The sequence below is a fragment of the Peptoniphilus sp. oral taxon 836 str. F0141 genome, assembly GCF_000179335.1.
Classification (GTDB): Bacteria; Bacillota; Clostridia; order Tissierellales; family Peptoniphilaceae; genus Peptoniphilus_A; species Peptoniphilus_A lacrimalis.
In genome coordinates, this window is record NZ_AEAA01000141.1 from 43,346 (window position 1) to 61,073 (window position 17,728).

The 17,728-nt window shown below is 34.3% G+C and carries 16 protein-coding genes and 3 pseudogenes; 17 read left to right on the top strand and 2 right to left on the bottom strand.

Annotated elements, in window-relative coordinates:
* The first annotated feature begins 14 nt into the window (after positions 1 to 14).
* The 9 genes and pseudogenes from HMPREF9131_RS07740 to HMPREF9131_RS07770 all read left to right on the top strand — a co-directional run bounded on the left by HMPREF9131_RS07740 (position 15) and on the right by HMPREF9131_RS07770 (position 7,126).
* On the top strand, positions 15 to 674 hold the full coding sequence (locus HMPREF9131_RS07740) for a hypothetical protein (RefSeq protein ID WP_007896208.1): 660 nt from the start codon (positions 15 to 17) through the stop codon (positions 672 to 674).
* Positions 675 to 784: 110 nt separating this feature from the next.
* Positions 785 to 1,006, top strand: coding sequence for a helix-turn-helix transcriptional regulator (locus HMPREF9131_RS07745; RefSeq protein WP_007894591.1), 222 nt, complete (start codon positions 785 to 787; stop codon positions 1,004 to 1,006).
* A gap of 97 nt (positions 1,007 to 1,103) precedes the next feature.
* Positions 1,104 to 1,193 (top strand): annotated as a pseudogene (locus tag HMPREF9131_RS08975) (DNA-binding response regulator); the annotation flags it as partial.
* Positions 1,177 to 1,350: pseudogene (locus tag HMPREF9131_RS08315) on the top strand (sensor histidine kinase); the annotation flags it as partial. The pseudogenes HMPREF9131_RS08975 and HMPREF9131_RS08315, both read left to right, overlap by 17 nt.
* A gap of 75 nt (positions 1,351 to 1,425) precedes the next feature.
* Positions 1,426 to 2,091, top strand: coding sequence for a response regulator transcription factor (locus HMPREF9131_RS07750; protein ID WP_009346290.1), 666 nt, complete (start codon positions 1,426 to 1,428; stop codon positions 2,089 to 2,091).
* Positions 2,078 to 3,055 (top strand): HAMP domain-containing sensor histidine kinase, encoded by a 978-nt coding sequence (locus HMPREF9131_RS07755; RefSeq protein ID WP_009346317.1) that lies wholly within the window; start codon positions 2,078 to 2,080, stop codon positions 3,053 to 3,055. Before HMPREF9131_RS07750 ends, HMPREF9131_RS07755 begins: the two co-directional genes overlap by 14 nt.
* Before the next feature lie 100 nt (positions 3,056 to 3,155).
* Positions 3,156 to 3,845: an ABC transporter ATP-binding protein gene (locus HMPREF9131_RS07760; protein WP_009346336.1), complete on the top strand. Its 690-nt coding sequence runs from the start codon at positions 3,156 to 3,158 to the stop codon at positions 3,843 to 3,845.
* Positions 3,832 to 6,327, top strand: a complete 2,496-nt coding sequence (locus HMPREF9131_RS07765; protein ID WP_009346333.1) for an FtsX-like permease family protein — start codon at positions 3,832 to 3,834, stop codon at positions 6,325 to 6,327. Before HMPREF9131_RS07760 ends, HMPREF9131_RS07765 begins: the two co-directional genes overlap by 14 nt.
* A 69-nt stretch (positions 6,328 to 6,396) precedes the next feature.
* Positions 6,397 to 7,126 (top strand): annotated as a pseudogene (locus HMPREF9131_RS07770) (ABC transporter permease).
* Between the two features lie 43 nt (positions 7,127 to 7,169).
* On the opposite strand, the gene HMPREF9131_RS07775 reads toward HMPREF9131_RS07770, so the two are convergent.
* Complete coding sequence (locus HMPREF9131_RS07775) at positions 7,170 to 8,501, bottom strand: relaxase/mobilization nuclease domain-containing protein (protein ID WP_009346329.1); 1,332 nt, start codon at positions 8,499 to 8,501, stop codon at positions 7,170 to 7,172.
* A gap of 5 nt (positions 8,502 to 8,506) precedes the next feature.
* Positions 8,507 to 8,857, bottom strand: coding sequence for a plasmid mobilization relaxosome protein MobC (gene mobC / locus HMPREF9131_RS07780; RefSeq protein ID WP_000013643.1), 351 nt, complete (start codon positions 8,855 to 8,857; stop codon positions 8,507 to 8,509).
* 592 nt (positions 8,858 to 9,449) lie between these two features.
* On the opposite strand from mobC, the gene HMPREF9131_RS07785 reads away from it, so the two are divergent.
* From HMPREF9131_RS07785 to HMPREF9131_RS07820, 8 genes are all read left to right on the top strand, one after another.
* Positions 9,450 to 10,064, top strand: coding sequence for a TetR/AcrR family transcriptional regulator (locus HMPREF9131_RS07785; RefSeq protein ID WP_000155678.1), 615 nt, complete (start codon positions 9,450 to 9,452; stop codon positions 10,062 to 10,064).
* A gap of 66 nt (positions 10,065 to 10,130) precedes the next feature.
* Positions 10,131 to 10,730 carry an MptD family putative ECF transporter S component gene (locus HMPREF9131_RS07790; protein WP_009346286.1) on the top strand — a complete coding sequence of 200 codons (600 nt, stop codon included), beginning with the start codon at positions 10,131 to 10,133 and terminating at the stop codon, positions 10,728 to 10,730.
* Positions 10,731 to 11,435, top strand: coding sequence for an energy-coupling factor transporter transmembrane component T (locus HMPREF9131_RS07795; RefSeq protein WP_001162459.1), 705 nt, complete (start codon positions 10,731 to 10,733; stop codon positions 11,433 to 11,435).
* Entirely contained in the window at positions 11,432 to 12,901 is a 1,470-nt protein-coding gene (locus HMPREF9131_RS07800) for an ABC transporter ATP-binding protein (protein WP_000569061.1), read from the top strand. The genes HMPREF9131_RS07795 and HMPREF9131_RS07800 overlap by 4 nt, the downstream gene beginning before the upstream one ends.
* A complete protein-coding gene (locus HMPREF9131_RS07805; RefSeq protein ID WP_009346298.1) occupies positions 12,891 to 14,645 on the top strand; it encodes an ABC transporter ATP-binding protein in 1,755 nt (584 codons plus the stop codon). The genes HMPREF9131_RS07800 and HMPREF9131_RS07805 overlap by 11 nt, the downstream gene beginning before the upstream one ends.
* Positions 14,642 to 16,396, top strand: coding sequence for an ABC transporter ATP-binding protein (locus HMPREF9131_RS07810; protein WP_009346315.1), 1,755 nt, complete (start codon positions 14,642 to 14,644; stop codon positions 16,394 to 16,396). Before HMPREF9131_RS07805 ends, HMPREF9131_RS07810 begins: the two co-directional genes overlap by 4 nt.
* Positions 16,393 to 16,977 carry an L-2-amino-thiazoline-4-carboxylic acid hydrolase gene (locus tag HMPREF9131_RS07815; protein WP_009346326.1) on the top strand — a complete coding sequence of 195 codons (585 nt, stop codon included), beginning with the start codon at positions 16,393 to 16,395 and terminating at the stop codon, positions 16,975 to 16,977. The genes HMPREF9131_RS07810 and HMPREF9131_RS07815 overlap by 4 nt, the downstream gene beginning before the upstream one ends.
* Entirely contained in the window at positions 16,978 to 17,718 is a 741-nt protein-coding gene (locus HMPREF9131_RS07820; protein ID WP_009346327.1) for a class I SAM-dependent methyltransferase, read from the top strand. It begins immediately after the preceding gene.
* Positions 17,719 to 17,728 lie beyond the last annotated feature (10 nt).

The following is a 17,728-nucleotide window of genomic DNA, read 5'->3' on the forward strand; positions in this document are numbered from 1 at the left end:
AAGGAGATAAAAACATGGATTACAAAACAATGAGAAATCAGATTGAAGATATGGTAAGTGATAACCACAAGGACTTTGTAAAGGCGATTATAAGCATGGAAAAAGGTATCAATGATGAAAGTGCCTTAGATAAGCTCTATGATGCTTATATGGACAATGACAGCCTTAATTTGCTGCATGAGGAATTTGACTATATGATTGAGGATTTGAGGGAACAGGGGCAGATAAAAGACCTGCCTTATGCTCAGGAAGAAAAGGATAATCTTATCAATATTGTCGGAAATATTGTTGGAGAGGTCGATGTAGTAGAAAGGGAAAACAAAAGCGGAGAAGCCTTTAAGGTGGCGAATTTCTCCGTAGTATCCAAAGACGATGAAGGAAACAAGGTGTATCATAATTGTTCAGCTTATGGAGAAAAAAGTGATATTCCAAAGAACTTTAAGCAGGGAGATTTTGTTAAGCTCTTTGGACAAATAAGAACCTCTATTGATGATAACGGAAAGGAACATAGCAATATCAGAATACTTTCTTCAAAGCTACTAAAGGCAAAGGAACAAATGAAAGGACAAGAAGAAAAGAAAAAGTCTGTACTTGGAGCTATTAAGAAATATCAGGCTGAAGATAAGGAAAAACCAAAAGAAAAGAAAGAAGTAAACAAAGAAGCTGAGAGGTAAATTTATGGTCGGTGTGGTCTTAGGGCTGCACCGACTCTTTTTTATTTGGTGAAATTATGATATAATTAAAGAAATAAAAGTTCAACTATATGAATATTAAGGATGGTAATATGAAAATAAACTATAATGGGCTGTGGAAACTTTTAATAGATAAAAATATGAAAAAAAGAGACCTACAGGAAAAAGTTGGTATAGCTCCTGCAACGATAGCTAAAATGGGAAAAGGTGAATTTGTCAGCATGGAAATTCTCTATAGAATTTGTATTGAACTGGATACAGATTTTGGTGAACTAATTTCATTGAATAGGACGAATAATATAAATAAGTTTTAATTTTTATAAAGAACCTTTAGACTTTAGATTGTATATCAAATGATGTATTTTCCTTTGATGATGACTATGTTGAATAGGTATTATGGAGGTATGAGATATGAGAGAGATAATAATTATAGATGATGATATTGCATTATGTAATTTAATTAAAAAATGTTTAAGCACAGATGGATATTCTGTATATATTTGACAGAATGTATCAGGCAGATAGTTCAAGATTAACAAAAGGTTCAGGACTTGGATTATCAATCTCCAAAGAATTACTGCGAGTAAATAATGCTAAAATAAGCGTAAGTAGTGTGCCAAATATAAAAACTGTTTTTACTGTAGAGTTTGCAATGTAAATAGCTGATTTAGAAAGTCTCTTTGGCAGAATTTGTAGTTATTTTAAATGTGATATCTCAGAAAGGAGTATAGAATTGAAAATACTAATGATTGAAGACGACAGCACAATTTCTTTTGCTGTTAAAACTTACTTAAACAAGCATAATATTGAAACTATTATTTATAACAATCTTTCTCAGACAGAGAATCTTAATTTTAATGATTTTGATTTAATTCTTCTTGATGCTAATCTCCCAGATGGATCAGGCTTTAATTTTTTAAAGTGGCTGAGAGAATTTTCTGACCTTCCTGTAATAATGCTTACTGTAAAAGACGAAGATAAGTATGTTATCAAAGGTCTTTCTCAAGGAGCAGATGATTATATTACAAAACCTTTTTCTCTCCCTGTTTTAAAGGCGAGAATAGACAATGTATTTAGCAGAAAAATAAAAAAGGTTGACGAACTGACTTTTAAAAATTTATCTTTAGATCTCATTTCAAAACAAGCTTCAATAGATGGAATAGATCTAGACCTTAACTTAAAAGAGTTTGCTATATTGGAAATGCTTTTAGAAAACCAAAATATAAATCTATTAAGGGAGAAAATTTTAGATTATGTATGGGTTTATGATTTTTATGAAGTAAACGATAACACTCTAACTGTAACTGTAAAAAGACTTAGAAATAAACTTGGCGTGTATGGAGAGCATATAAAAACAGTTAGAGGAATAGGTTATAGGTGGGACAATGAGAAAAAATAAAAGAATTTTACTTATAATAGTCCTAAATTTATTGATGTCTTTATTTGTAGTCTATCTAAACCCAAGATTTGATATTCTAACACTTTTAGGCTTTCTACTAATAAATATAATCCTGTTTCTAATTATTATAAAATTTGAAAAGAAAAAAGAAATAGAGCTAGAAGATAAGATTAATAATATATTTAACCTTCTCCATTCATTGGATTTAAACTCGGATAATTATGAAATTATAGATGATGAATTTGGAAAATTAAGAGATGAGATTATTAAAATTATTATAGAAAACAAGAGAATAGCTGAAAATGCTGAGAAAAATAAAGAAATTCTAAGAGAATATACGGAAGATATTGCCCATCAAATAAAAACTCCATTGACGGGGTCCTTATTATTGTTAGACCTATTAGAAGACGAAATTGATAATGTTTCAGAAGAATATATAGAAAGACTTAGAGATAATTTACTTAGACTCCATAACTTATCTGACATTTTATTAAAATTGGCAGCCCTTGATTCTGGAACAATAGAAATGGCAAAAGATAGTATATCAGCTAGAGAGTTAATTGAAGATATCATACGAAACCTAAAAGATTATTTTATTAATGATAATATTGAAATTCCTCTTTATGGAGAAGACTTTTATCTTATATGCGATAAGAAATGGACCTATGAAGCACTTTTCAATGTGATGAAAAATGGCATAGAAGCTACAGAAAGTAGACATATAGAAATTCATCTAAAAGAAACTAATCTATATAAAAGTATTTTTGTGGAAGATTTTTCTAAAGGTTTGGATCGTGAAATGTTAGAAAAAGTTTTTAAACGTTTTTATAAGATAGATCCAAATTCAAAAGGTTATGGGATTGGACTTCCTATGGCAAAATCTGTTATGGAAAGGCAAAATGGAGAGCTTTTATATCATAAGGGGAAGAAATCAAATTCCTTTGAACTAAGATTTTATAACTGATTTAATTATGGCTGTGTAAATAAAGCACAGTCATTTTTTTCTAGTCACTTTCCAGTCACTTAAGCCTAGTATTATATAGACAAGTTAAGGAGGGCTAAATATGAATATTGTAAAAACAGTAGATTTAACAAAAACTTACAATAGTGGAGTAGAAGTACGCGCTCTATCAAATGTGAATTTTGAACTAGAAAAAGGAGATCTTGTCGCCATTATTGGAGATAGCGGGTCAGGAAAGTCTACCTTGCTTCATCTATTAGCAGGAGTTGATAAACCAACAAGTGGTGATATATTTATTCAAGATAAAAATATTACCAAGTTTAACAAAGATGAAATGACAGTATTCCGCAGAAGGAATATAGGCGTTGTCTATCAATTTTTTAATTTGATTCCAAACATCAACGTTCGAAAAAATATTTTACTTCCTCTTTTGTTAGACAATAAAAAGGCAGATGAAGAATATTTAAAGGAAATTTTATTGATACTAGGAATAGAAGGAAAGCTTGATAGGTATCCAAAACAATTATCAGGTGGCGAGCAACAAAGAGTCGCTATTGCCAGAAGTTTGATTACAAGACCTGCCATCATTCTAGCAGATGAGCCTACAGGAAATCTCGATAGAAAAAATTCTGAAGAAATCACAGGACTTTTCAGACTTGTAAATAAGAGATTAAATTCTACAATTATGATAATAACTCATGATGAAAAAGTAGCAAATTCTTGTGATAAGGTCTATAGAATGGTAGATGGTAGGTTAAATTTCTTAGGAGATGAAACTTATGAAAATTATTAATGACCTAGCTGATGGAGCTGTAAAAAATAATAAGAAAGACAGTTTTGCTATTAAAATTTCCATACTTTTGGCAGTAATTTTACTAGGAACTGTAATTTTTATCTTCAACTCGTTAAAAACTGACAAGTATGAGTATGTAAAGAAAACTTTTGGAGATTATCATGTGAATATAAGTGGAATTGACCAAGGTTTTTATGATAAATTAAAAAACGATAAAGATATAGAAAAAGTTTCTTTCAATAAAGTAATAAAAACAGACTTAAATGCAGTTATATATGAAAATGGAGATCCTGCAAGCCTTTTACGTTATGATATTAAGGAAGGAAAAAAGCCAGAAAAAGCAAATGAACTTTTAGTTCCAGAGATATTTTTGATAAAAAATAAAGAATATGATTTGGGTTCTGAAATAACTGTTCGTGATAAAACTTATAAAATAGTTGGTACTTATGAAGATTTTAGCTATTCATTTGAAGAGGCTATGCTTGTAGGTTTATCTAAAAGTGATGATAAAAAAGTCTTGTTTGAAAAAAATGTTGGTACCGAAGCAGAAATTTGGTATAAAAATATAAGAGATACCTATACAAAGACTAGGGAAATTTTATCAGAAATGAATATTGATGAGAACCATGCCCTAGATATTGGTAGAGTATTTTATAATAAAGATATCTTAGAATATAAAATGGTCTATCCAAAAGGAATCATTCCACCAAAAAGTGTTGTAAACTCAGCTTTAGAACAATATGGAGCAGCCTTCTTTCTTTGCCTACTTTTTGCATTTATCATTTATGGGGCTTTTAATGTATGGAATAATAGGGATTTAAAGGAAATTGCTCTATTAAAAAGCACTGGGATGACAGATAAGCAGGTAAAGCAATTAATTCGAAAGAAAGCATTTAAACTTTCAACCTTACCAATAGCCTTGGGAACAATCTTATCTTTGGCTTCTGCAAATCTGCTCTTATATTTGATGTGGCTTAATAATACAAAATCTTATCAAAACATATCAAATATTTTAGGTCAAAGTGTAAAATCTATGGATTTCCATTTCATATTTCCAAGCCCTATATCTATTTTAATAATTGTTTTGTTATCCTTGATAATGGTGTATTTTTCAGCATTGATCCCTGCCAAGAAAAGTGCAAAATTAAAGATAATAGAAGGTTTAAATGGTATTACAGAAAAAAATATTAAATTAGGAAAATCAAAAATAAATGGACCAATAGAAAAGACTTTAGCAAAAGATTATTACAGGTCTTATCGTTCAACCTATCGAATTGTTGTAATTTCCATGGCTCTGTCTGCCTTGGTACTGACTACAGTTTTAGTTGACCAGTCATATAGAGCTTTAAATGAAAAATATAATTCTTATAAAAGTCCTTACAATTTTGAATCTAGTATTTATGTAGGTGATTTTTTGGATAAAAACTTTGTTCATGATATAGAAGAAGTTGAAGGCATAGACCAATTGCATGTATACCAAAGAGTTGATACAAAATTTTACGTTGGTGAAAATGAGGACTTTATTTCTAAGGATTTAAATGAAGCTTTAAATAGCGGTAAAATACCGGAAGATAAATTATATTCCAATATATATGCCTTAAAAGATGAGGATTTCGAAAAACTTTTAAATGAAAATAATATTTCGAATGCAAAGTATTTACTACTAAATAAAATTGCAAAAGATAGTAGAAGTCCTTATTCTTTAAATGAATATATAAAAATTTCTGATAATGATACAGGAAAAGTTACTTTAAAATATAATGCAGATGGTAAGTCCATGCCTATAAAAATAGATTCAAGTATCGATGAAATGCCTTATAATCTAGAAGCTTATAATGACAATCAAATATCTATCTTTACAAGTGAAAGTACCATGAAAAAATTTATTGATGAATATGGAATCTATAAAGGCAACCCAGTTTATTATTACTTTGTAAAAATTAAAGCCGATAAAAACAAAGAAAGAGTATTTGAAGATGCCGAAAAAGTGATTTCGAGCTATGTTCCAAAATCAGATCATGGCACTTCTACAGAAATTATAAAAGCTGCTATGAATAAAGAACAAACAAGAAATGAAAAACTATTAAATCTTGGCATCCAAATCATTCTTATAACCATCGCTCTGTCCAATGCCTATAATAGCTTTAAAGGAAACCTTAGAGCGAGAGCCAATGACTTTAAACTTCTATCAACAGCAGGTATGACAGAAAAACAAGTTGAAAATATGGTTTTCGGAGAGGGGAAAATATTGTTTAAAAATATTTTCTTAGCCTATATCTTTATGTTCATTATTGGAATTGTATTAAGAGCCTACAGGAGCAACTATGAATTAGCATTTGCAATAAAAGGTTTGATAACAAATATGAATTATGTCCCTCTATTAATAGTATTTGTATTTATGATTGCAGGAGTTTTATTTGCAATAAAAAGTGGTTTTAAAACAATAAACGAAAACTCAGATAATACTTTCAAGAGTATATAAGAAAAAGGCTGTGAGCATTTGATATGTACCCTCCTTACTGGTTTGTCCAGTAAAGAGGGTACTATCATAATGAAGACGCTTGTATTAGCTGAATATAAAAAACTTCACAGATCAAAATTGATTTTTTTGCTTGTATTCGCACTCATAATGACGTTAGGGGTTGTGTTTCTTCAAGGACAATTTTCATTTGGTGACAAAAAGTATATAGATACATTTGTGGTATATTTTACAGGTGCAGTCTTTAACAACATATTATGTATTGCCAAGTTTGATAGCGTTGTTTGGAGGATATATTATTTGCCGTGAAGAACAAGAAGATGTACTCAAATCATTGAAGCTAATACCGATAGATGAGAGGAATATGATTACTGCAAAAATGATAATTACTCTGTTGGGTAGCATTTTTGTTTATCTAATATTGTTTATGGTATCTTTAATTGTAGAAGCGGTATTGCATTTAAATGCGGTAAACATGAGTGAAGTAGTTCATTATTTTGCTGTATATGTATTAACTGGAATAGGTGTTTTTATGGCAATATCTCCAATTATTGCATTTATTGGACTTGTAAAAAGAAGCTACTGGATAGCTCTGATTATCGCTGAAATATACTCCTTTATAGGAATTTTCTTTGCCTCAAAGGAAGTTGTAAGGGCCATATATCTAATATCATCTGTATTCGTTTTATCGGGACTATATAAAACACCGGTTATGGAATTGCTGATTAGCATAATCGTAAATATTGGTTGCTGTTTTATTTCATATAGAATACTAAAGAAAATGAGAGTTCGTAAAAAATAGTTATGAAAATAAATTTAGGAATTTAAAAAGAGGAGAGAAAAAATCATCTCTCCATCTCCTTGCCCATGTAAATTCCATAGTTCTTTCGTATTTGATAAAGCTCGTCCATAGTAGATTTTGCAGAAGAATACTCTTGCATAAGGGTATTCTTTTTTTCTTGCAATTTATCAAGTTTATCTAAAATATCCTTTGAATCAGGCAGCTTTGAATAGGATTTTTTAAGTTTTGCAAGAGCCATTTCGTAGCGTGTGATTTCAGCCTTATGCTCCTCAAAAAATGCCTTATCAGAAGGATTTGCTCTATATTCTTTGTAGTAGGCTCGATATTTTTTAACAGTATGAACTTGTTCCATCGTATCAGAAAGTAGCTGCATATCCTTATCAATTTCTTTGATTTTATCTTGTAAACCTTGCCTTTCTTCAGCACTTTTCCTAATGTATTCATCAAGCTGCTTAACGGAGTTAATGCCATGTTCTCTGATGAAAATAACCGATTCAGCCATTGTATTTAAGTTATGTTTGGTTGCCCAATATTCATAACCTTTGCTCTCTTTCACTTTGGCATTGCTATTCATATTGATGACATTTCCAATTCGTTTTTTGACAGGAGGGGCTTTAATAGATTGATTTTCTGCAATACGCTCTTTTAGACTATCTTCTGTATAGTCTTCTCCAATCGTCTTAGCTCTTGTAAATCTCTGCTTATCTTTTGGCTTAAAGGCAATGTGTTTGCCATGTTTTATTTCATAACCAAGTTCCGCCATATTCTTTAGAAATTCTTCCCAATCCTTAGACTGTTTTATCAAACGATCAATGTCAAATTGAAGCCTGCTTTTCCAAGAAGTACCTTTCTTAAATTGCTCATTTTCATACCATGACTTGCCATTTATTTTGTACTTTCTCTTATAGCTCTCGTAGAACTCATCAATCACAGATAGGTTATTTTCTTTACATAACTTATCGCTCTGATACCTGATTTGGTGGTAACTTCTTTTGTTGGATTGATAGCACTTACCAGTAACCATATTGACATTATTGAATATGATGTGATTGTGGATATGCCCTTTATCTATATGGGTAGATAAGACAAATTCGTACTCATCCTTTAATATCTTTTTACATAGTTCAAGACCGATCTGATGTGCCATTTCAGGACTTGCTTCTCCGGGTAAAAAGGATTGAATGAGGTGTCTTGCAAGAACAGTTCCGTTTGTTCCCGCATCATTTCGTGTTCTTAAAAATTGAGTATGAGCAGTTTCCTGATGGCATTTATGAGTGCTTACTAAGATTTGCTCGTCCGTTTTTTCTCCATTAACAATATATGAAATGGCGAGATTAAGTGTTGATTTTATAGGATGTATTTTTGTAATAGCCATAAAATTTAATCACCTCCGGAAGTTCTGTTAAGAAGCAGAGAATGTATTTGCCACAACTCTTTTGAGAAATATTCAATCTGCTTTTTCATATCGTTTATATCGTCTTTGTAGATTATTCCGGTAGAATTTACACGCTTTGCAATCTGATTGATGTTGTTTGTAGCATTGGAAAGCAAGCCTTGTAAATCTCTAAAGGGTTCTAAATCCACTTGATATATTTCCTTTTCTAAAACGCACTTGCGAATGAAATGGCTCATATTTTTGCATTTCGCAAGTTTTCTTTTCTCCTCAAAAAGAGCCTTTTCTTCTTCAGTTAATTTAATTTCAAGTCTTTCATTTCGTGTTCTATTTGCCATAGGTAAATCCTCCTTTGAATGTATTTCGGGGTCTTAGGGTACACCCTAACAAGTTAAAAAATTGATAAAAAAAGAAGCAGATCCCAGAGGGCTGCTTCATCAATTTTTTCGTAAGTGTCCGTACACTTACTGTGCTTGCTACAAAAGAATGATTAGGGTAGCAAGCGTTAAGCTTTTATTAAGTATTACATTTGTATTATACCATAAATCAATTCCTTTAGCTGTATTTATATCATAGGTTTTGTATTAATTTTAAAATATTTCTCTCCATAGAAGAACGCAGATTTGTTGATTTATATGGTGAATAATTCCAATCGAAGGACTTTTGTAATTCTTTATTATTTTGCAATAGTTTACATTCATAATAAACATTTCTTTGTTTTAAGGCTCAAAAAGTTCTGGATTAAAGATAACATTAGCATTATAAGTTTAATTTGTTCTCGTATGATTTAATTTTTAGAGTAAATTTCAAACAGGAAATTGAAAAAATGTGAATATTATTATGAATGTAAAAAAAACTATTGACAACAATATACCATCGGTATATACTGATAGTATATACCGATGGTATATTGTTGATGGAGGTGTTTAAATGACTATTTCTGAGACTCAAAAGAAAATATTGGCAGTCGGCAAGAAAGAATTTTTAAAAAAAGGATTTAAGGATGCTTCACTTAGAATAATTGTCGAGGAAGCAGGATTTACGAAAGGTGCTTTTTATGGTTACTATCCTAATAAAGCGGCCTTATTTGAAGCTATTGTTTCTGATGTAGCTGATGGGTTAATAGAACAGTTCAAAGCTGCACAAGATGCACATTTTGATTTAATTCCAGAAAATAAAACTTTAGAAAGCAGAGAGCTGTCTACAAAATATCTTTTGCATTTTGTGAATTATATTTATGATTATTTTGAAGAATTCAAGCTTGTAATTTGCTGTTCTGAAGGCACAAAATACGAAGATTATATTCATGAACTTGTAGAATTGGAAGTATCCCGTACGGAAAAATATTACGCTATTCTTAAAGAAAAAGGCAAAATGGCAGGAAACGTCAGTCATGATTTACATCACATGATTACCAGTGCATATTTTACAGCTGTTTTTGAAACGATTGTGCATGATATGACAAGAGAACAAGCCATTAAATATGTTAAAGAGCTTGCAGTTTTTTTTAATTCGGGATGGGATGGACTTTTAAGGTTTAAATAAAGCGTAAAATTTTCACGCAAGGTTAGCAAAGGCTAACAACTATATTTAGAAAGGATATAGATTATTATGAAAAATAGAGAAAATATATTACTAACAAGAGATTATATTTCCATAGGCGTTTTTTCACTTATTTATTTTGTTATTGCATTTGTTATAGGCGGTATCGCACAAATGACACCTGTCACTTTTCCGTTTATGCCGATGATAGTAGCTTTATTTGCGGGCAGTGTTTTTATGTTATACACCGCTAAAATACCGAAGCGCGGATCACTTTCCATACTTGGTATACTTGCCGGAATCTTGTTATTTGTTACCGGTATGTTTTGGATGATGTCGGTATTTTTCATCGTATTTGGATTTATTGCGGACTTTATTTGCCAATCAGGAAATTTCAAATCATTCAGAAGAAATTTACTTGCCTATTGCGTGTTTGCGCTGTCTCCAATGGGAGCCTATATTCCCATGACTATCATGCCTGCACAGTTTGATGAATTCATGCGTAGAAAAGGAGATGTTTCTTCTTTTGAAGGAATCATCAATGCTATTAGAATAAATTGGTGGGTTATCCCCTTAATGATTTTGGGGACAATTATTTGTGCCATAATCGGAGGCCTTATAGGTAAAAAATTATTGAAAAAACATTTTGAAAAAGTGGGGATTATATAAATGGCTTTAGATCCCAGAACAAAGCTGCTGATTTTATCAATAACAAGTATTTCCGTGTTTCTGAATGAAAGTATCGTTATAGAATGCCTTTTTACAGCAATCCCTATATTATTGCTCTTACAGGCGAAAGAGTTCCGTACTGCTTCAAAATACGGAATTCTCTTTATTGTGTTATTGATGGTACAGCTTTTTGTTATATCAAAATTACCTGTTACGATCGGAGGCATCATATATATGTTTGATGTCTATATAAGAAAACTTATTCCTTGTTTTATGCTCGGCACATTTTTAATACAAACTACAAAGGTCAGTGCTTTTTTAGCTGCATTCAGTCGATTGCATTTGCCTAAAGGTTTCACTATTGCACTTTCTGTTACATTGCGATACTTTCCGACAATGGCTGAGGAATGGAACTATATTAAGGACGCCATGGCTCTTCGAGGGATAACCGCTTCTTTTACAGGATTTTTACGCCATCCGGTCAAAATAATGGAGTATGTATATGTACCCATGCTGGTATCTGCTTCTAAAATCTCTGATGAAATCACACAAGCCGCAATTACAAGAGGAATAGATCATGTCGGAAGGCGCAGCTGTATGGAAAAAGTTTGTTTTTCAATCCATGATGCTCTGATTGTAACAATCTATATAGGGATTATTTGCATGATATTTTTTGATTTTTTACGAGGAGGTGTATTCCCTTGATTGAATTTATAAAACTTTCTTTTTCCTACAAGGATATGGAAAAAGCTTCTTTACGGGAATTACACTTAAATATTCCAAAAGGACAATGTGTTCTCTTGTGCGGTGCATCAGGATGCGGAAAAACGACTCTTACCAGATTGGTAAACGGGCTGATTCCTCATTTTTTTGAAGGAAAACTTTCAGGCAAAGTAACTGTAAAAGGAATGAATGTTGCCGAGACCGAAATTTCAACTCTTTCCGATAGTGTCGGCACGGTTTTTCAAAATCCGAGAACACAATTTTTCAACACAGATACAGATAGTGAAATTGTTTTCGGACTGGAAAACAGAATGCTGGAGATGAAAGAATTAAAACAGCAGCTTGAAAGGATTACTAAAGATTTGCATATAGAAAAATTAAAAGGATGCAGCATTTTTGAACTTTCCGGAGGGGAAAAACAAAAAATTGCATTTGCGTCTGTGTATGCCACGAATCCGGATATTTTTGTATTGGATGAACCGTCCTCAAATCTGGATTTTCATTCCGTGCTTGAACTGAAAAAACTGATAGAAAAAATAAAACAACAAGGGAAAACGATTATCATTGCAGAACATCGCTTGTGGTATTTAACAGATGTTGCAGACAGGGTCATCTTAATGCAGGAGGGTCAGATTTTTAAGGATATGAGTATACAGGATTTTTGCGAGCTCCCGCTTGAACAAATACAAAATATGGGGCTCAGGTGTCGAAATCTTTCTGAAATCAAAACAAATACCAATGATAAAAAATTTTCCCAACACACCTTAGAGCTGAAAGATATTCATGTCAAATATGGTGAAAAGATTATCTTGCAAAACATCTCGTTTACCGCAAATGGTGGAGAGATCGTCGCAATTACCGGCGCAAACGGAACAGGAAAAACGACACTGGCACGCACGATATGCGGACTGATAAAACAAAAATCGGGAAATATTTTTGTAGACGGCAGGAGTTTGTCTGCAAAAGCGCGTATTAAAAAATCTTACATGGTGATGCAGGATGTCGGACATCAACTTTTTACGGATTGTGTGGAAACAGAATGCACACTCGGAACAAAAACAACAGATGAGTCTGTTATTGACGAAACTTTATCGGCCTTATCTCTTTCCGAATTAAAAAACAGACATCCCCTTTCACTTTCAGGAGGACAAAAACAGAGGTTGGCAGTGGCAATCAGCTTGCTTTGTGATAAAGAAATTCTTATTTTCGATGAACCGACCAGTGGGCTTGACTTAAAAAGCATGCGGGAAGTAGGAACGATGGTAGAGAGACTTTCTGAACAGGAAAAAATCCTGCTCATTATTACACACGACATTGAATTTATAAAAACAATATGTTCCAGAGTTTTGCTTTTGTCAGGCGGTAAAATAATTGCCGATTTGAGAGGTGAAGAAAAGAAAAATATCGAAAAATATATTTTAGCAGAAGGAGATCGAAATGAAGAATAAGAAGAACAAAAACACATTGCATCGCTTATTTGAGTTTGCCGGATCATGTAAAGGCTTGCTTTTAAGTTCGGTTGTTTTTGCCGTTCTTGGTGCAGGGTTTGGAATCGTCCCGTATATTGCAGTTTCACGCATTATTATTCAAATATGCGCCGGCGATTACAGCTTGAAATCAATCATGCCGATGGCAGTAATTGCTCTTTTGGGGTACCTTTTGCAGCTTGGTCTATCAACTGTATCTACGGTGCGGTCTCACAAAGCCGCATTTACTATACTAAAAAATATTCGTACTGCACTTACGAAAAAGTTGTCACGAGTGCCCATGGGATTTGTCTTGGATACCCCGTCAGGAAAATTCAAAACGATGCTTGTAGATACGGTTGAAAAACTGGAGTTACCCCTTGCTCACATGATACCGGAATTAACAGCAAATATTATGATTCCTGTCTTAATGTTGATTTATTTCATGTTCCTTGATTGGAGGCTGGCACTTATTGCTCTTGCAACCTTTCCTGTCGGGATGCTCTGTTATATGGGAATGATGAAAGATTATGAGAAGCGTTATGACAGAGTTATTAAAGCCGCAAAAGCTATGGATGCCGCTACGGTTGAATATATAGGCGGAATCGAAGTGGTTAAGGCTTTTAATCAAAGTAGCGATTCTTATCGCAAATATGCAGAGGCGGTAAAGGAGAATGAAAATTCTAAATCGGAATGGTTCAAAAAGACGAATCCGTACTATGCGGCAGGTATTGCAATAGCACCCTCAAGTCTAATCGGAGTTCTTCCTGTCGGAAGTTTGTTTTATATAGGCGGAAGCATAAGCGCAGGCAGTTTTATATCCTGCATTATTTTATCATTGGGCTTGATTGCTCCGCTTATTCAGGCATTGCGATATACAGACAGCCTTGCTATGGTAGATGCCACCGTAAAAGAAATCGGAAGCCTTTTGGATACGGAAGAAATGGAACGCCCGGTAAAACGAGTACAGCTTAAAGGAGAAAAAATAGAATTTTCCAACGTCTCTTTCTCTTACAAGGATACAGAGGTTTTACACAGCATTTCCTTTGAAGCGAATGAAAATGAAATGACGGCTTTGGTCGGACCGTCGGGATCGGGCAAATCCACTGTCGCCAGACTCATTGCGTCTTTTTGGAATGCGGGAAGCGGAACCGTGAAAATAGGCGGTGTCGATGTGCAGAACATACCGCTTTCGCAGATAATGGAACATATTGCGTATGTTTCACAGGATAATTATTTGTTTCATCTTTCTATACGAGAAAATATACGAATCGGTAAGCCGGATGCTACAAACAGCGAAATCGAAAATGCAGCAAAAAAAGCGGCATGCCATGATTTTATTACATCACTTCCCAATGGCTACGATACCGTTGTCGGAGACAGCGGAAGCAATCTTTCCGGCGGAGAAAAGCAGCGCATTGCCATTGCAAGAGCCATATTAAAAGACAGCCCCGTAGTTATTTTAGATGAAGCTACCGCCTTTACAGACCCTGAAAATGAGTCGATAATTCAGCACTCCATCAGCGAGCTTGTAGCGGGAAAAACGCTGATTGTCATTGCACATCGATTATCTACTATCACATCAGCCGATAAGATTATCGTCATGAATGCAGGAAATATAGAAGCGGAAGGAAAACATGAGGAGCTTACCCAAAATTGTGTTCTTTACAGAGAACTTTGGAATACACATATCAGCACGCTTGATATGAAGGAGGTATCAGCATGATTCAGATGTTCAGACGACTTTTGGATTTTTCCGGAATGGAAAGAAAAAGATTGATTTTATCGTTTATTTTTCATATGTGCAATTCCGTGTTTGAGATGCTTCCCATTATGGCTGTGCTTGCAGTTTTGAACGGAATACTATTATCACTTTCAAGTGGCTTCATGTCGATTAAAACAATATGGGCAGCCTTGGGGATTATGCTTTTAAGTATTTCAGGACGCATTCTATTTACGAATCTTTCCGCTGTAAAAAGAACCCTTGGAAGCTTTTCCATGTGTTCCAAATGGCGCATGGAGCTTGGCGAAAAATTAAAACGCGTACCTATGGGATATTTTAATGAGCATCGCCTTGGAGATATTACAGCGGCAGTTACTACAACACTTGGAGATCTGGAAACCAATGCAGTTACCGTCATGGAAGCGGTAGCCGGAGGATTTATCCACGCTGCAGTGATAGGGATATGGCTTTTGTTTTATGAATGGAAAATTGGAGTTTTGATGTTCATAGGGCTTTTTCTTTCCCTTTGTGTGTACGCAAAAACACAAAAAGCTGGTATGAAATATTCTCCGCGCAGGCAAGCTGCACAGGCCGGACTTGTTACAGGCATTTTAGAATATATACAGGGGATGTCCGTGATAAAGGCATTCGGACTTGCCGACCGTTCGGACAAATCCGTAGACGCTGCAATCAATGAAAGCGCAGAGGCAAACATCGCTTTAGAAAAAGTTTTCTCCGGCTTAGCTGCCGTCTTTCAAATGATATTCAAATTTGCCAGATTCGCAATCCTTGTTGTTGCACCATACCTGCTTATGAACGGAGAAATAACTCCTGAAAAGTGCCTGCTCCTTATTGTCGCAAGCTTTATGATTTATACGACTGTGGAGCTTGCAGGAAGTACGGCTGCCGTTGCAAGAGTTGTGGATGCTTCTTTAGACAGATTGGAAACAATATCCAATATTCCCCTTCTTGATGAAAAGGGAACAGACCTTATCCCGAAAGCATACGACATAACCGTTTCAAACATTTCCTTTGCATATGAGGAAAAGGAAATTCTGCACGATGTAAGCTTTTCTGTTCCTCAAGGTACGAGCTGTGCCATTGTAGGACCATCAGGCTCAGGAAAGACGACCCTTTGCAGTTTAATTGCACGCTTTTGGGACGTAAAAGATGGTGAGATTCTTTTAGGTGGCGTTAATGTAAAAGACTATACTTGCGATAGCCTTCTTAAGAATTTTTCCATTGTGTTTCAAAGGGTTTACCTTTTTGAAGATACCATTGAAAATAACATTCTTTTTGGAAAACCGCAGTCAACAAAAGAAGAAATAGTGTCCGCGGCAAAGAAAGCATGCTGCCATGATTTCATATCCGCACTTCCGGATGGATACCAAACAAAGATTGGAGAAGGAGGTGCAACCCTTTCCGGCGGTGAGAAGCAGCGAATCTCTATCGCACGAGCGATTTTGAAAGATGCACCTGTTGTCATTTTAGATGAGGCTACGGCAAGTGTCGATCCTGAAAACGAACGGGAATTGCAGCAGGCTATTTCAGAGCTGACAAAAAATAAAACGCTTCTGATGATTGCTCACAGGTTGAATACAGTTCGAGAAGCAGATCAAATTCTTGTTCTTGAAAATGGACGAATTGTGCAAAGAGGAAAACATCAGGAGCTGATACAGCAGGAAGGACTTTATCGACGATTTGTTGAAATTCGGGGAAATGCAATTGGATGGAAATTAGGAGGCCTGGAATGACATACAAAAAATTTTACTTCGGAAAGTTAAATGCACAGATATTAAAAAAAATAGATGCGGAACATAAAACAAAAATGAAGCAGCTCATCAAAGAAATCAATCAAGGATCATGGACGGAAAAACAGAAAAAAAGGCAAAAAAGAAGCATTATTTCAAATATAGCCCTATACCGATGTTTCATAGATAAAGGGCTTTCAAAAAATGAGGCAAAAGAATTGGTAAAGGAGTATTCATTTTATGTTGCCCAAAAGGCACATAAGCTTTTGAAAACATTTTTTTATATCCCCGGGTTTTTCAGGCTGTTCCGCTTGTTTATGAAAAAAGGGATGTCGGGCGATGAAATATGGAAAAGCAGAATCCTGTCGGATGACGGGGAATACTACCGTGTCGATGTGCTCAAGTGCCTTTGGGCGGATACCTGCAATTTTTTTGAATGCCCAGAGCTTTGTGAGATATTCTGTCTGTGTGATCATATCGTATTCGGAAATATAAAGGGATTTGTATTTGAAAGAAGTCAGACACTGGGAATGAACGGTGAAAAATGCGACTTTTGCTTCATAAATAGGAAAGGGGAAAGTTAAATGAATAGGGCTGAGGAAAAATGGTCCGGGGATGCCGGAAAAATGAAAATGTTTCTTCTTCAAGAAATAGAAGAAAGAGGTCTGGAATGGAGAGGTTTGTTAGAACGGTGTCTTGGAGATTGTCAAAAAAACAAAATTTTAGATGTCGGATGTGGAACCGGGTTTATTTCGCTGCTTCTTGCACAAATTGGGTGTGATGTCATTGCAATAGACAATAATGTCGCAATGCTCAAGGAAGCTGAAAAAATATCTGAGGAGTTAGGATTTTCAAATAAAATCACTTTTATGCTTAAAGACGCAGAGTTAGTGGATTTTCCCGATAATACCTTTAATGCAGTGGTCTCAAGACATGCCTTTTGGCTATTTAATAATCCGAAAAAAGTTTATGCGCAGTGGTACAGAATTTTGAAATCCGGCGGTTGTATGCTGAATTTAGATGCAAATTGGCTTTTCCCTTTTTGGGGAGAGGAACAGGCAAAGCTCTTTCAGTCAGATGAAAACATTTTAACAAAACGCTACGGCAAATTTCAGGATTATTATCATGATACAGATATGATGGACGAATTGAAAAAACTCCCTTTAAGTTATATAAAACGCCCGGAATGGGATTTGGAAACATGCAGAGAAACAGGTTTTAAGAACATTGAAACAGAGACACTGTTACAGGAAAAGTATTGGAATCCTTTTATGGCACGCAGGTATCGCACGATGCCGACCTTTATCATCAAAGCTCAAAAGTAATATTTACGGA

Excerpts from the sequence above, each read along its gene's own strand:
- HMPREF9131_RS07775 (WP_009346329.1), bottom strand. The coding sequence starts at position 8,501 with ATGGCTATTACAAAAATACATCCTATAAAATCAACACTTAATCTCGCC.
- HMPREF9131_RS07810 (WP_009346315.1), top strand. The coding sequence starts at position 14,642 with ATGATTCAGATGTTCAGACGACTTTTGGATTTTTCCGGAATGGAAAGA.
- HMPREF9131_RS07760 (WP_009346336.1), top strand. The coding sequence starts at position 3,156 with ATGAATATTGTAAAAACAGTAGATTTAACAAAAACTTACAATAGTGGA.
- HMPREF9131_RS07790 (WP_009346286.1), top strand. The coding sequence starts at position 10,131 with ATGAAAAATAGAGAAAATATATTACTAACAAGAGATTATATTTCCATA.
- HMPREF9131_RS07755 (WP_009346317.1), top strand. The coding sequence starts at position 2,078 with ATGAGAAAAAATAAAAGAATTTTACTTATAATAGTCCTAAATTTATTG.
- mobC (WP_000013643.1), bottom strand. The coding sequence starts at position 8,857 with ATGGCAAATAGAACACGAAATGAAAGACTTGAAATTAAATTAACTGAA.
- HMPREF9131_RS07815 (WP_009346326.1), top strand. The coding sequence starts at position 16,393 with ATGACATACAAAAAATTTTACTTCGGAAAGTTAAATGCACAGATATTA.
- HMPREF9131_RS07745 (WP_007894591.1), top strand. The coding sequence starts at position 785 with ATGAAAATAAACTATAATGGGCTGTGGAAACTTTTAATAGATAAAAAT.
- HMPREF9131_RS07785 (WP_000155678.1), top strand. The coding sequence starts at position 9,450 with ATGACTATTTCTGAGACTCAAAAGAAAATATTGGCAGTCGGCAAGAAA.
- HMPREF9131_RS07765 (WP_009346333.1), top strand. The coding sequence starts at position 3,832 with ATGAAAATTATTAATGACCTAGCTGATGGAGCTGTAAAAAATAATAAG.
- HMPREF9131_RS07740 (WP_007896208.1), top strand. The coding sequence starts at position 15 with ATGGATTACAAAACAATGAGAAATCAGATTGAAGATATGGTAAGTGAT.
- HMPREF9131_RS07795 (WP_001162459.1), top strand. The coding sequence starts at position 10,731 with ATGGCTTTAGATCCCAGAACAAAGCTGCTGATTTTATCAATAACAAGT.
- HMPREF9131_RS07820 (WP_009346327.1), top strand. The coding sequence starts at position 16,978 with ATGAATAGGGCTGAGGAAAAATGGTCCGGGGATGCCGGAAAAATGAAA.
- HMPREF9131_RS07805 (WP_009346298.1), top strand. The coding sequence starts at position 12,891 with ATGAAGAATAAGAAGAACAAAAACACATTGCATCGCTTATTTGAGTTT.